Origin of the sequence: Actinoallomurus spadix (genome assembly GCF_024055725.1) — a bacterium.
In the GTDB taxonomy this organism is placed as follows: Bacteria; Actinomycetota; Actinomycetes; order Streptosporangiales; family Streptosporangiaceae; genus Actinoallomurus; species Actinoallomurus spadix.
Window position 1 is genome coordinate 42,424 of record NZ_JAMXMX010000022.1, and the last position, 12,934, is coordinate 55,357.

A 12,934-nucleotide genomic window follows, 5' to 3' on the forward strand; every position below is an offset into this window, starting at 1 on the left:
TTAGAGCCCTGGCCGCGCGACGGTCCCTGACCATCCCCCTGCCCCGCTGCGCCTTCCACGCCCAGCCATCGGGCGACGATGGCCCCTACCGGACTCCCATGAGAGCGGCACCTTCCACGATGAGCATCCCGATCAGATCGGCGGCGCTACGCCTGTTGGCGGCGAGCGCGCTGACCTCGTCCTTCGTCCTCACGACGGCCCCCGCCCACGCGATGACCGGCGCGTGTCACCCGCGCGGGCGGGACCTGTCCGTCACCTTCCAGCCGATCGACCACACCGTCACCGACGCGCAGTACCACCTCGCCCGGCTCACACTGGCCAACGGGGGCGGCCGGTGCTCCCTCGGCGGCGACTGGGCCCTGTACTTCAACTCTGTACGCCGGCCGGCCGCCGTGCTGTCCGGCGCGGCCGGGGACACCGCGCGTGCGCAGCTCGCCGCTCAGGGGCTGACGGTCGCCCGGGCCGACGCGGCGCAGAGCGGCGACCTCTACGTCCTCACGCCCACGGGCGGGTTCGCCCCGCTCAAGCCGGGCGAGCGCCGCGCGATCGACATGAACTTCGAGCTGTGGGCGGTTCAGAAGACCGACGCGCCCGCGGGCTGGAGCATCTCCTTCGGCGGCGGCCCCGCCCAGTGGGTTCCCGCCAAGGCGCTGCTGGATCCGGCCGACCCGAAGCAGACCAAGGCGTTCTCCGGCGACAACCGGCCCGTCCAGACGGCGGCGACGCGGTTCGCCGACGACACCGCGCGGAAGGTGGACCTCACCCTGCGGCAGCGGCTCGTCCCGCAGCCCCTGTCGGCCACCGCCGCCGAGGGCACGGTGACGCTCGACGGGCGGACCACGATCCGTCACTCGGCCGGGCTGGCCGGTGAGGCCGGTTACCTGCGGTCGGCGCTCGGCGACGTCGTCAGAGGCGGCGGAGAGGGCCGCGGCGGCGAGGGCGGGACCGTCGTCCGGCTGTCGGTGGACCCGAGGCTGGACGTCGACCACGACGGCAGGACGGACGCCGAGGGCTACACGCTGCGCGCGACCGCCCACGGCGTTGACATCGTCGGAAGCGACGCGGCCGGCGTGCTGTACGGCGTGCAGACGCTGCGCCAGCTCATCCCCGTGCCGGCGTACGAGGCGGCGGCCCGCGGCGCCCGGCAGGCTAAGATCGGCGTGCCGCGCGCGACGATCGCCGACGCCCCGCTGTTCGGATACCGCGGCATGGGCATCGACGTCGCGCGGCACTTTGAGACCCGGCAGACGATCGAGAAGTTCCTCGATCTGATGTCGTACCTGAAGTTGAACCGGCTGCACCTCCACCTCACCGACGACGAGGGCTGGCGGCTGCAGATCCCGGGGCTCCCCGAGCTGACCGGCTTCGGCGCGCACCGCGGCCTGGACCTCGGTGAGAAGACCCGGCTGCATCAGGTCATGGGCTCGGGCGACGACCTGGGCGGCGGCGACGGGGTCACGGGCAAGGCCCGCACCGCGACGGAGGCCAACCTGGGACGCACGCCCGCGTACCAGGGGTTCGAGCAGGACACGGTGAACTTCGTCGGCAAGGGCAGCGGCTACTACACGACGGCCGATTTCGTCGAGATCCTCAAGTACGCGAACCGGCGGCACGTCCAGGTCGTCCCCGAGTTCGACTTCCCGGCGCACGCGCGGGCCGCGGTGCAGTCGATGGAACGCCGCTACCAGCGGACCGGCGACGCGACGTACCGGCTGCTGGACCCGAAGGACACCTCGAACCACGTCAGCGTCCAGGGCTACACCGACAACCTGGCCAACCCGTGTCTGCCGGGCACCTACGCGTTCCTCGGCAAGGTCGCGACCGAGGTGAAGAGGCTGTACGCCCGGGCCGGCGCGCCGCTGGAGATCTTCAACCTGGGCGGTGACGAGCCGCCGGGGCCGGACCGCTGGCAGGGGTCGCCCGCGTGCAAGAGCAATCCGGACACCGCCGGCAAGGACGACGCCGCCCTGATGAACTACTTCTTCACGAAGTGGAACCGGATCGCGCTGACGGCCGCGCCGGCGACCGCCGGGTGGGAGGACGTCGTCCGGGACGACCCGCGGACCCTGAACCTCGACCACTTCGTCGCGCTGCCCTGGCAGAACGTCTGGGGCTGGGGCCGGGAGGACTGGGCGTACCACTTCGCGAACACGGGCCGCAAGGTGGTCCTGGCGCACGCCACGAACCTGTACATGGACCTGGCCTACAACAAGGACCCGGACGAGCCCGGGTACTACTGGGCGAACTACGTGGACGAGAAGAGCACGTTCACGTACCAGCCGTACGACGTGTACGCGAGCGCGACCGAGGACCGGTGGGGCGACCCGATCCAGCCGAACCCGGGCTGGGAGCGGCTGACGCCGGCGGGCCGCGCGAACATCCTCGGCATGGAGGCCAACCTGTGGGCCGAGAACGGCAAGGCGGAGGGGATCCGGGAGTACCAGGCGTTCCCCAAGCTCCTCGGCGTCGCCGAGCGGGCCTGGAACCGCGACACACCGGACACCGCGCGGATGCCGGCGGCCTGGAACGTCTTCTCGAACACGCTCGGGCAGGTGACCTTCCCGCTGCTGTCCTACTACCGGCCGGTGGGGCTGCCGGGCGTCGGCGTGAACTACCGTATTCCGCTGCCGGGCGGGCGGGTGAGCGACGGGACGCTCACCGCGAACGTCCGTGACCCGGGAATGGCGATCGAGTACTCCACCGACGGCGTCTCCTGGCGACCGTACGCCGGGCCGGTGAAGGCCGGGCCGACCGTGCTGCTGCGCACCCGCGCCGTCGACGGGCGAGTGAGCCGGATCTCCCCGGTCGGCCTGCCGGTGTGGCGGACGGGCACCGCGTATCCGGCGGGCGCGCTGGTGGACCACCAGGGTGAGATCTTCCGGGCGACGCGCGCCGGCACGTCGGCCGCGCCGGACACGTCCCCGTCGTCCTGGGCACCGGTCGGGTAGGACCGGCCCGGGAGCGGCGATGACGCCTGTCCCGTGAGATCGGCGGGCGGCCGGGCGAACCAACGTCCCCGGCCGCCTATCTCACTCTCCGGCGGCCCGATCACGGCCCGGTCACGATGGGCGTGATCGGGCCCGTGCACCGGCGCCGCGTGGGGGCTCTCCTCCAGAGCCGGCCGGCGGAGTGCGCGGCCGGCCTCGTCCGGGCCCGGCTCCCGCTGTCGTCGTTCCTCACCCCTGGAGGGTCCCCCGTATGATCACGCCTCGACTGCCTCGTACCCGTGGGCTCGGCAGGTGCCTGGCGGCCGTCGCGGTCGTGATCGCGATCTGGGTGACGACCCTCGGCGCGGGGCGCGTCAACCTGTACGCCAAGCCGGAGGCGCTGCCGGCCCTGTCGGTGTCGACCCTCGCCGCCCGCTACAAGGCGAACCGCCGCGCGATGGGGGCGGCGCTGAAGACGGCGCGGCGGATCCAGGACTTCGCGATGGTCCGGTCGCTGACCCGCCTGATGACGCCCGGCCGGCGGTTCCTGTTCTTCGACGCGCGGGGCACCGGCCGTGCCGTCGAGGTCCTCGGGGACCTCGCGCACGCGCGGGAGGTGGCGATCCTGGTGCCGGGCGCGGACACGACCCTGACGACGTTCGACGTCCGGGGGCGCCGGCCGTTCACCACTCCGGGCGGTGGCGCGCGGGCGCTGCTGGACCAGGCCCGCCGGGTCGAGCCGGGTACGGACCTGGCCGTGGTCGCCTGGCTGGGCTACAGCCCGCCCAAGGTGACGAGCCCCGGGGTCATCACGGACTTCCGCGCCGACACCGGCGCGGCCCGGCTCCGCCGGTTCGTGACCGGCGTCCATCGCCTCAACCCCTCCGCCCGAACCACTCTGCTCTGCCACAGCTACGGCTCGGTCGTGTGCGGGGAGGCGGTCAGGGGCCTGCCCGTCGGCGCCGTGGCGGCGTTCGGGAGCCCGGGGATGTCGGTGTCCAGCGCGGCCGGCCTGGGCACGCGGGCCCGGGTCTGGGCGGGGCGCGGTGCGAGCGACTGGATCGGGCTGGTCCCGCATGTGCGGATGTTCGGCCTGGGTTTTGGCACCGACCCCGTGGCGCCCGCGTTCGGCGCGCGAGTCTTCGCGGCCGGGTCCGGCGGTCACGGTGACTACCTGCGGCCGGGATCGGTCTCCCTGCGGAATCTCGCGCTGATCGCGCTGGGCCGTGACTCCCAGGTCGCCCGCGCCTGAGCGGACCTCGGGCCGCTGACCGCCCGCGCCCATCTTCTGCGCATCCAGGTCCGCCGTTTCCGGCAATAGTCAACGAATCTGACATTTGTTCCGTCGGATGTCAACGACTGAATCGGTCACGAGATCTGGCCGATTTCGGCTTCTCCTCAACTCGGGATTTCGGTGCTTGAGTAAGTCGAGCCTCCGTCCCCCCATTCAGGAGAGTCGATGAAACTCCCCCGCCTCGTCGTCTCCGCGGCATGCGCGCTCACCGTCTCGGCCGCCACCGTGGTCGCCGCCGCCGCCTCCGCCTCGGCGGCGACGACCAATTATGTGGCGCTCGGCGACTCGTACTCGTCGGGCACCGGCACCGGCTCGTACGACCTGGACAGCGCCTGCCAGCGCAGCAGCAAGGCCTACCCCGCCAAGTGGGCCGCCTCCCATTCCCCCGCCTCCTTCACGTTCGCGGCCTGTGCCGGCGCCAAGACCGGCGACGTGCTCAACAACCAGCTCGGCTCGCTCAGTTCGAGCACCTCGCTGGTGAGCATCACGATCGGCGGCAATGACGCGGGATTCAGCAGCGTCATGCAGACCTGCGTCCTGAGCTCCGACTCCTCCTGCGTCAGCGCGGTCAACACCGCGAAGAACTTCGCCGACACGCAGCTGCCGGGCCTGCTGAACAACGTCTACGCGTCGATCAGGTCGAAGGCCCCGAACGCGCACGTCGTCGTGCTCGACTACCCGCACCTCTACATCACCAACGACTCCGGGTGCATCGGGATGAGCCACACCAAGCACGTCGCCCTGAACAGCGCGGCCGACGAACTCGACACCGTGATCGGCAAGGCCGCGGCCAACGCCGGGTTCACCTTCGCCGACGTACGCGGCCAGTTCTCCGGGCACGAGCTGTGCTCCGGCGACAACTGGCTCAACTCGGTCACCTTGCCGATCGGGAACTCCTACCACCCGACGGCGACCGGTCACGCCAGCGGCTACCTGCCCGTCTTCAGCGGTAAGACGGCGCTAGCGGCGGCCGCACTACGATCTCCGCAGCGCCGGGATCCGCCCGGCGCCGGAGCGACTGCGATGGACTATCACGAACGGCTGCCGCCAGAAGTGGCTGAACTCTTCCCTGACGGCGGCGCCGGACGGACACTGTCCGTGACGCTCCCATCCGGATACGTGGTCTGGCCTGATCCGGGCTACCCGCAGCATCAGCCGCCCAAGCGGCCCGCCTTCTGGATCAGCGACGACCCGGTGCCGTGCGCGCTGTGGCCCCGGCTGCGGGCCGAGACCCACGCGTCGGGCCTGTGGCCGGTGATGCTCGAGGACACCACGCAGCCGTGGTCCACCGGCCAGATCGCGCCGGAGCCGATCGACGAGATCGGCAACTACGACGCGGCCGCGTTCATGGCCGAGGTCTGGTCGGAGTGGGACGAGCCGGCCGCGGACATCACCCCGTTCGGCCGCTACTCCCCCGGCCTCGCCCCGCCGGGCGAGCGGCGGGAGGATCCCGACACCCTCGCCGGGCGGTGCGTGGAGGTCCTCACCGGGCGGCCCCTGGGGCTCGTGCCCGTGACCCGCGGCGCCGACGCGCTGACCGCGATGGGCTGGCAGGGCGCCCGTCACCACAACCCCTGGACCGCCCCCCTGTCGGCGGTGGTGCGCAGCTGGGAGGACCGGTTCGGGGCGCGCCTCATCGGGATCGGGTTCAACACGCTGGAGCTCAGCGTCGCCGCGCCGCCGATGACCTTCCGGCACGCACTGCACGTCGCGGCCGAGCACTGGACGTTCTGCCCAGAGATCATCCTGCAGGGCCCCGGCACCCTGGAAGGGCACGCCGAGCAGATCTGCGGCAGTTCCCTGTGGACGTTCTGGTGGGAATGACCACGCGGCCCGACCTGCGGAGTTGTTACCTGGTCGCGGTGACAACAGCGTGGTCGTGGTGGGAGTGAGCCGCGGTCCGGCCCTTGGGGCGGACCGCGGTCATCCGTCGGCGCCGTCGTCCTTCTTCAGCGCGCGGATGTAGGTGCCCTTCGCCGGCAGGGTGATGACCAGCCGGCGTTCCCGCAGGTCGCGGACGGCACGCCGGGCGGTGCCGAGCGCCACGCCGTACTCCACCGCGAGGTCGCGCTCTCCCGGGAGCCGGGTGGCGGGCCGCAGTTCACCCTTCTCGATGCGCTTCGCGATGTGGTCGGCGACCTGCTTGTAACGGTATTCCGGGTCAGATCCATCGAAAACCGGCTTCTCGTCGCTCACGGAGATCACGCTAGAGCACCCCCGAGCTGCAGGTATGCACAGGTAGCGGCCTACCGCTATACACCGCGCTACGTAGCTGCTAGGTTACTCAGCGAGAGGCCGGGTGCTCTCCGGCGGCCGCTTTCTTCGGTGGGTTGGCGGCCTCATCGAGCACCCGGGGGGCGGTGGCGCGCGGGGACTGGACGGTGGCGCCACCGCCCCAGGGGGACGGAGGGCGGGATCCCATGAGCGACGACGACACCGACCGGGCCCGTCGCATCCAGGCGGCGCTGGACGACTTCCGCACGACGCTGGCGAGCGTTCCGGTCGTCGGCGTCGCGCACTGGTCCGAGCACGAGCAACTCGCCGAGCTGATCCGGCGCCATCCGCGGGTCGCCCGCCGGATCCTCGCGGACCTCCCCGAAGAGCGGTAGCCCTGACCGGCCGCGTCGGCCGGCCCTCGGCAGGGCGCGGCGTGCGCAAGCCACCTCCCCACCTGCATGACAATTCCTGTATGACCGAATCTGGGGAGGCCCCGTACTCCGGCCGGACCGCTTGGGCGTGGAACCTCAAGACTCCGCTGCGAGAGTTCCTGCGGACCGAGACCGGCAGCGCGATGGTGCTGCTGGCCGCGACGATCGTCGCGCTGGTGTGGGCGAACGTCGACCCGTCGTCGTACGACCGTCTCTGGCACGAGGCGCTGTCCATCCGCCTCGGCGGCTCGGGGGTGTCGCTGGACCTGCGGACGTGGGTGAACAGCGGCCTGATGACCTTCTTCTTCTTCGTCGTCGGGCTGGAGGCACGCCGGGAGTTCGACATGGGCGAGCTGCGCGACCGCCGGCGTCTGGTGCTGCCGCTGGTCGCGGGCGTCGGTGGCATGATCGTGCCGATCGCCGTCTACCTGGCGGTCAACGGCGGCGGCCCGGCGGCGCACGGCTGGGGCGTCGCGATGTCGACCGACACGGCGTTCGCGCTCGGGATGCTGAGCCTGGCCGCGGCCAGGCTGCCCGCGCGCATGCACGCCTTCCTGCTCACGGTGACGGTCGTCGACGACTTCGTCGCCCTGGCCGTCATCGGCGTCTTCTACAGCGAGGCCGTGCGACTGTCCGCGCTCCTGGCGGCGCTCGTCATCTTCGCCGCCATCCTCTTCGTCCGCGCGACGGGCGTGCGGTACGGATTCGTCTACCTGATGCTGGGGGCGGCGGGCTGGGTGGCGATGCTGAAGTCCGGCGTCGAGCCCGTCGTCGTCGGCCTGGCGATGGGATTGATCATGTACGCGTCGCCGGCCGCCCGCACGGACCTGGAGCGCGCCAGCGACCTGTTCCGGGAGTTCCGCGAGCAGCCGACGGCCGAGCTGGCGCGGACGGCGAGCACCGGGCTGGCCTCGGCGATCTCGCCGAACGAGCGCCTGCAACTGCTGTACCACCCCTGGACGAGTTACCTGATCGTTCCGTTGTTCGCCCTGGCCAACGCGGGCATCACGATCAGCGGTGGCCTGTTGTCCCGCGCGTTCACCTCCCCGATCACGCTCGGCATCCTGGTCGCCTATGTGATCGGCAAGCCGCTGGGCATCACCGCGTCGACGGCGCTGCTCACCCGGCTGACCCGGGGGCGGGTCCGGCCCCCCGTGGGCTGGGCCGCGGTGCTCGGCGGCGGGACGATCGCGGGGATCGGCTTCACCGTGTCGCTGCTGATCGCGACGCTCGCCTTCAAGGGCACCCGGCTGGAGGAGGCGAAGCTCGGCATCCTCGCGTCCGCGCTGGCCGCGTCGATCCTGACGTGGGCGCTGTTCCGCGTGACCGCCATGCTCCCGGTGCAGCTCCGGCTGCGGGCGCTGATGGGCACGGCCGAGAGCATCGTCGACCTGGCGGTCCCGGTCGATCCCGACCGGGACCACATCCGCGGCCCGGAGGACGCGCTGGTGACGGTGGTCGAGTACGGCGACTTCGAGTGCCCGTTCTGCGGCCAGGCCGAGCCGGTCGTCCGCGAGCTGCTGGCCGGGTACGGCGACGTGCGGTACGTCTGGCGGCATCTCCCGCTGCAGGACGTGCATCCCAACGCGCAGTTCGCCGCGGAGGCGAGTGAGGCCGCGGCCGCGCAGGGGGCGTTCTGGGAGATGCACGACATCCTGATGGACCACCAGGGCGACCTGCGGGTCGCCGACCTGATCCGGTACGCCGAGGAGCTCAAGCTGGACGTGCCACGGTTCCGCCGGGACCTGCGCGAGCAGGCCGGCGCCTCCCGGGTCGCCGAGGACGTGCAGTCGGCCGACCTCAGCGGGGTCTCCGGCACTCCCACGTTCTTCATCAACGGCCGCCGGCATCACGGCGCGTACGACATCGAGACGCTCACCGCGGCGGTACGGGCGGCGAAGGCCAAGGCGATGATCAACGTCTGACCCCAGGCCAGGCCCGGGATCCCGGGAGGTACGCGGATGCCTCCAGCACTCGAAAATCGAACACCAGTTCGAATAGGCTGGGGGCATGAGACGGCGTGTGTACGACGAACCGGTCCAGGTAGAGGTCCTCGCCGATCGCCCCGCCCGCTTCACGTGGGACGGTTGCGGCTATGAAGTGATCACCTTCGTCAAGATGCTCGGGCTCCAGCGGCCCCGCGATGACGTCGACACCCAGCTGTGGCAGGTCCGGGCCCGCGCGGCCGGAAGCCAGACCCCGGCGACGTACGAGCTGCGCCGCGACCACGGCAGCTGGCAACTGGCCGCGGTCTGGGAGCCCGCCGGCCGGCTCTGACCCGGGACGGACCGGGCGGCCGGAGCACGGCCCCGGCCGCCCGGTCACGCCGGAGCATGGGGGCCGCTCGCCCGGCGCCGCGGGCCCGCCGTCCGCGTACGCTTGGGCCCCTACCGGAAGCGGAGGGAGAGGGCACGTGGGGGAACCGGCGGCCACCGGCGACGGCCCGCCCACCGCCAAGCGCCTGCCGCGGGCCCAGCGGCGCGACCAGTTGCTCGCCGCGGCGGAGCGGGCCATCGCGCGGGACGGCCCTCAGGTCTCCATGGACACCGTCGCCGCCGAGGCCGGTGTCTCCAAACCCATCGTCTACCGTCACTTCGGCGACAAGAACGGGCTCGCCCACGCGGTCGGTGAACGCTTCGCCGTCGCGTTGCTGAGCGAGTGGCGCACGACGCTGGCCGCCCACGCCGATCCACGCGAACGCACCCACGCCGCCATCGAGGTGATCCTGCGGCGGATCGACGAGGCCCCGCAGACGTACCGCTTCCTGACGCGGGGCAGCGCGGAGGGCGTTCCCGCTCTCGGGGACGCGCTCGATTCCTTTCTCCGCCTGATCGGTGACGACCTCGCCGCTTTCATGTCGTCGGTGAACGAGGACAAGAGTCCCGAGCGGCAGGCGGCGCTGCTGACCTGGGGGCATGCCATGGTCGGGCTGGTGCGCAGCAGTACGGACCTGTGGCTCGACCGGCGCCACGTCAGCCGGGAGGAGCTCGTCGCCCAGCTGACGGACCTGCTCTGGAACGGCTTCGGGGACGCCGGCTGGATGACGGGCCGGCCGCCCGGCACGCGCGGTGACGATCCGGGAACCGCTTGACACGGCACTACGAGAGGACCCTATGTTACGTCAAGTAACTTATTGATCTCGCCGATGTACGGACCCGCGACCGGTCCCCGGCGTGCCGTCCGCCGCGAGGACGCCGCCACGAGCCGCGAAGGAAGAGAACGTTCCATGTCCGCAGTCACCGGAACCCCGCTCGGCGTCGCAGTGACACGCCTCGCGACGGCGGAGCCCGAGACGCCGGCCCTGACCTGCGGCGGAGTCACCCTGTCCCGGCGCGAGCTGGACGAACGCGCGAACCGTCTCGCGTGGGAACTGCGCGACCACGGCGTGCGCGTCGGCGACCGCGTCGCCATCGTCCTGCCCAACGGCGTCGACTTCGTCGTCGCGCTGCTGGCCGTCTGGAAGGCCGGCGGCACCCCGGTGCCCATCTCCGACCGGCTGCCGGCCGCCGAACGCAAGCCGGTCCTCGATCTGGCCCGGCCCAGGATCGTGATCGCCGCGAGCGGGCCGGGCACCCTCCCGCCGTCGGCCGGAGCGGGCCAGCCGGAGTCCGCTCCCCCGGGCGTCGTCCCGCAGCCCTGGAAGATCCTCGCCTCCGGCGGCAGCACCGGACGCCCCAAGCTGATCGCCACCGTGGAGCCCGGCATCGCCGAGCGCGCGGGCCTGTTCGGTCTCGCGGCGCAGCTGCCGGAGGGCGGAGCGGCGCTGGTCACGGCGCCGCTGACGCACAACGGCCCGTTCATGTCCCTCACGGCGGCCCTGCTGTTCGGCAAGCACGTGGTCCTGATGGAGCGCTTCGACGCGGCGGAGGCGCTCCGGCTCGCCGAGCGGCACCGCGTCGACTGGATGTACGCCGTGCCGACGATGATGCACCGGATCTGGCGGCTTCCGGAGGCCGACCGCGCGGCCGCGGACCTGTCGGCGCTGCGCGTCCTGTTCCACCTCGGCGCGCCGATCGCGCCGTGGCTCAAGCAGGCGTGGATCGACTGGCTCGGCCCGGAGCGGGTCTGGGAGCTGTACGCCGGGACCGAGGCCCAGGCCGTCACCCGCATCAGCGGCACCGAGTGGCTCGCCCACCGCGGCTCGGTCGGCCGCCCGCTGACGGGCGACATCGAGGTCCGGGACGAGTCCGGCCGGCCCCTCGGCCCGGGACGGGTCGGCCAGGTGTGGATGCGCCCGGACGCCGGGCCGACGTACACCTACATCGGCGCCACGGCCCGCTCCGACGGCCGCTGGGAGTGCCTGGGCGACCTCGGCTACATCGACGCCGACGGCTATCTCTACCTCACCGACCGCGACACCGACATGATCCTCGTCGGCGGGTCCAACGTGTATCCGGCCGAGGTCGAGGGGGTTCTCGAGGAGCACCCGGGAGTGCGCTCGGCCGCCGTGATCGGGCTGCCCGACGAGGATCTCGGATCGGTGCCGCACGCCATCGTCCAGGCCGACGCGGGCGTCGACGAGACGGCGCTGCTCACCCACCTGCGGGAGCGGCTCGCGGCGTACAAGCTGCCCAGGACGTTCGAGTTCGTCACCGAGCCGCTGCGGGACGACGCGGGGAAGATCCGGCGCACCGCCCTCCGCGCCGCCCGTGTCCCCGCCGAGCCCTGCGCCGCCGCGGGGACCACCTGATCGCGGCCCATCACCTGGACGCCGGAGATACGAGCCGGTACCGTCAGGGCTTTCGCCAGCGGACCGAGTAGCGCCAGTACAGGTGCCGCCGGAAGCGCGCGCCGGGCAGCAGCCGCAGGGCCTCCCGGCGCACCCGGCCCCAGCTCATCTCCGGTTCCGTCATCGGCATGCCCGCCGGATCCGCCTTACCGCGTACCCGGTCGGCGATCATGATGGCGGGGAGGACGGCGCCGCTGAACGCCCGGTCCAGGGGCGTGCGGTCGCGGGCCAGGCCGACGACCACGAGTGTCCCGCCCGGGCGGAGCAGGTCCGCCATCCGGGTCAGCGCGGCCGTGAAGTCCATGTGGTGGATGACCGCCACCGAGCAGACCAGGTCGTACGCGCCCTCGGGGAACGGGTGCCGGAGGAAGTCGGCCGCCAAGAACTCCAGGCCGCCGGACCCGCCGGCGCGTCCGCGTGCCTGCCGGATCATCTCGGCCGAGCGGTCGACCCCGGTGACCCGGCGCGCCCTGGTCGCGAGCCGGCGGGCGAGCAGGCCCTCACCGCACCCGACGTCCAGCGCCGCCTCGCACGGGTCGGGCATCGCGTCGAGCACCAACCGGTGGTAGTGGGTGTTGTGGTTCCAGTAGTCGTGATCGCCGGTGCGGGTCATCGGCCAATGATCTCCGATCGGAGGCCGCGTCCGGTTCGGACCCTCGTTTACGTGCCGTTTCACCGGGTAGCGGAGGCACCTGACCGGAAATCGCGACTGCGAAGGAGATGGACGATGAGCAGCGTCATGGAGAGCATCGACGTCCACGTCCCGGTGCACACGGCGTACAACCAGTGGACCCAGTTCGAGGACTTCCCGGAGTTCATGGAGGGCGTGGAGGAGATCAGGCAGGTCAACGACACGCTCACGCACTGGAAGGTGAAGGTCGCGGGCGCCACCCGCGAGTACGACGCGAAGATCACCGAGCAGCGTCCCGACGAGCGCATCGCCTGGACCTCGGTGGAGGAGCCCAAGAACGCCGGTGTGGTGACCTTCCACCGGCTCGACGACGACCACACCCGGGTCGCCCTACAGCTCGAGGTGGAGCCGGAGGGCTTCCTCGAGAACGTCGCCGACAAGACCGGAATGGTCAAGCACCGGGCGAAGAACGACCTCAAGCGATTCAAGGAGTTCATCGAGGAGCGCGGCGGCGAGACCGGCTCCTGGCGTGGCGAGGTAGGCCGCCCGGACGAGCGATGACACGGGTCTCCGGACGGTCGGCGACCGGCCCGGAGCCGTGACCTCCCGGAACGAGGCCGGGTCCGCTCTCACGGCGGGCCCGGCCTTCTCACGTTCCGGCTAACGCGAGAAAAGCTCATGTCCTCTTCCGGTCAGAGGGCTACT

The 12,934-nt window shown here is 71.8% G+C and carries 11 protein-coding genes; 9 read left to right on the top strand and 2 right to left on the bottom strand.

From position 1 onward, the window contains the following. The first annotated feature begins 119 nt into the window (after positions 1-119). From NE235_RS27630 to NE235_RS37730, 3 genes are all read left to right on the top strand, one after another. Positions 120-2,948 (top strand): family 20 glycosylhydrolase, encoded by a 2,829-nt coding sequence (locus NE235_RS27630; RefSeq protein WP_252808135.1) that lies wholly within the window; start codon positions 120-122, stop codon positions 2,946-2,948. A 250-nt stretch (positions 2,949-3,198) separates the two neighbouring features. Then, positions 3,199-4,179 carry an alpha/beta hydrolase gene (locus NE235_RS27635; protein WP_252808137.1) on the top strand — a complete coding sequence of 327 codons (981 nt, stop codon included), beginning with the start codon at positions 3,199-3,201 and terminating at the stop codon, positions 4,177-4,179. A 207-nt stretch (positions 4,180-4,386) separates the two neighbouring features. Continuing rightward, positions 4,387-6,045, top strand: coding sequence for a DUF4253 domain-containing protein (locus NE235_RS37730; protein WP_289849293.1), 1,659 nt, complete (start codon positions 4,387-4,389; stop codon positions 6,043-6,045). Positions 6,046-6,144: 99 nt separating this feature from the next. Here the strand turns inward: NE235_RS37730 and NE235_RS27650 are convergent, their stop codons facing one another. Further along, positions 6,145-6,417 (bottom strand): winged helix-turn-helix domain-containing protein, encoded by a 273-nt coding sequence (locus NE235_RS27650; RefSeq protein ID WP_252808139.1) that lies wholly within the window; start codon positions 6,415-6,417, stop codon positions 6,145-6,147. A 224-nt stretch (positions 6,418-6,641) separates the two neighbouring features. Here NE235_RS27650 and NE235_RS27655 point away from each other — a divergent pair, with 224 nt between their 5' ends. From NE235_RS27655 to NE235_RS27675, 5 genes are all read left to right on the top strand, one after another. Beyond that, positions 6,642-6,830 (top strand): hypothetical protein, encoded by a 189-nt coding sequence (locus tag NE235_RS27655; protein WP_252808140.1) that lies wholly within the window; start codon positions 6,642-6,644, stop codon positions 6,828-6,830. An 80-nt stretch (positions 6,831-6,910) separates the two neighbouring features. Further along, positions 6,911-8,794, top strand: a complete 1,884-nt coding sequence (nhaA, locus tag NE235_RS27660; protein ID WP_252808141.1) for a Na+/H+ antiporter NhaA — start codon at positions 6,911-6,913, stop codon at positions 8,792-8,794. 85 nt (positions 8,795-8,879) lie between these two features. Further along, positions 8,880-9,146 (top strand): hypothetical protein, encoded by a 267-nt coding sequence (locus NE235_RS27665; protein ID WP_252808142.1) that lies wholly within the window; start codon positions 8,880-8,882, stop codon positions 9,144-9,146. Between the two features lie 136 nt (positions 9,147-9,282). Continuing rightward, positions 9,283-9,960, top strand: coding sequence for a TetR family transcriptional regulator (locus NE235_RS27670; RefSeq protein WP_252808143.1), 678 nt, complete (start codon positions 9,283-9,285; stop codon positions 9,958-9,960). Between the two features lie 135 nt (positions 9,961-10,095). Further along, on the top strand, positions 10,096-11,559 hold the full coding sequence (locus tag NE235_RS27675; RefSeq protein WP_252808145.1) for an AMP-binding protein: 1,464 nt from the start codon (positions 10,096-10,098) through the stop codon (positions 11,557-11,559). Between the two features lie 43 nt (positions 11,560-11,602). Here the strand turns inward: NE235_RS27675 and NE235_RS27680 are convergent, their stop codons facing one another. Then, positions 11,603-12,211, bottom strand: a complete 609-nt coding sequence (locus NE235_RS27680) for a class I SAM-dependent methyltransferase (protein WP_252808147.1) — start codon at positions 12,209-12,211, stop codon at positions 11,603-11,605. Positions 12,212-12,325: 114 nt separating this feature from the next. Here NE235_RS27680 and NE235_RS27685 point away from each other — a divergent pair, with 114 nt between their 5' ends. Then, complete coding sequence (locus tag NE235_RS27685; protein WP_252808149.1) at positions 12,326-12,790, top strand: SRPBCC family protein; 465 nt, start codon at positions 12,326-12,328, stop codon at positions 12,788-12,790. Positions 12,791-12,934 lie beyond the last annotated feature (144 nt).

Bases quoted from the DNA above. Each gene is read 5' to 3' on its own strand.
- NE235_RS27630 (WP_252808135.1), top strand. From the start codon at position 120: ATGAGCATCCCGATCAGATCGGCGGCGCTACGCCTGTTGGCGGCGAGC.
- NE235_RS27635 (WP_252808137.1), top strand. From the start codon at position 3,199: ATGATCACGCCTCGACTGCCTCGTACCCGTGGGCTCGGCAGGTGCCTG.
- NE235_RS37730 (WP_289849293.1), top strand. From the start codon at position 4,387: ATGAAACTCCCCCGCCTCGTCGTCTCCGCGGCATGCGCGCTCACCGTC.
- NE235_RS27655 (WP_252808140.1), top strand. From the start codon at position 6,642: ATGAGCGACGACGACACCGACCGGGCCCGTCGCATCCAGGCGGCGCTG.
- nhaA (WP_252808141.1), top strand. From the start codon at position 6,911: ATGACCGAATCTGGGGAGGCCCCGTACTCCGGCCGGACCGCTTGGGCG.
- NE235_RS27665 (WP_252808142.1), top strand. From the start codon at position 8,880: ATGAGACGGCGTGTGTACGACGAACCGGTCCAGGTAGAGGTCCTCGCC.
- NE235_RS27675 (WP_252808145.1), top strand. From the start codon at position 10,096: ATGTCCGCAGTCACCGGAACCCCGCTCGGCGTCGCAGTGACACGCCTC.
- NE235_RS27680 (WP_252808147.1), bottom strand. From the start codon at position 12,211: ATGACCCGCACCGGCGATCACGACTACTGGAACCACAACACCCACTAC.
- NE235_RS27685 (WP_252808149.1), top strand. From the start codon at position 12,326: ATGAGCAGCGTCATGGAGAGCATCGACGTCCACGTCCCGGTGCACACG.